This is a genomic window from Oleiphilus sp. HI0128 (genome assembly GCF_001635365.1).
Map to the genome: position 1 here is coordinate 1 of NZ_LWGG01001630.1, position 503 is coordinate 503.

A 503-nucleotide genomic window follows, 5' to 3' on the forward strand; every position below is an offset into this window, starting at 1 on the left:
TGGAGTATACACTGTCATCATGTGTGGCTTTTATGGGATCAAAGATTTGCTTTCGTGAACTACAACTAACAAAAGCGTCTTAATTGTAGTTCACGGAAAGTTACTTAATTTAGTGTCAAGTTGTGACTCTTCTGCACAGGCGAATTGTTTTCCAAAGTATCATACAGTAATTTCGAATGTTCAAGAGGGTTCTTGACCGGATCCCAAATAGGAAAGAACCGCCGTTTAACGCTACTGACGATACGGTCTAGTAGGTTTGCAACTTTTATTGGAAGAAAAGCCCAGCGTAAAATTATGTATAGTCTTCTGCGCTGACACCAAAAATAGACCGATTCTTCTGCATACCATTTGTACCCCCAGCGCTTTTCAAATAGATCGTGTGAGTATTTTCCGATTTTTCTATTCCAGCGAAGGTCAAAATACTTTAGGTCGCTTAGGTTAGCTCGTGTGCCCAGGTTATCAAAGTAGATGACTGAGCGTGGTTCGGCATAGAGCTTCTCTCC

1 protein-coding gene is annotated in these 503 nt (G+C 41.2%); it reads right to left on the reverse strand.

Annotation, left to right across the window (positions count from 1 at the left end):
• Positions 1-104: 104 nt before the first annotated feature.
• Positions 105-503 (reverse strand): hypothetical protein (locus A3763_RS29855; protein WP_231872340.1); only part of this gene is annotated, 399 nt, incomplete at its 5' end.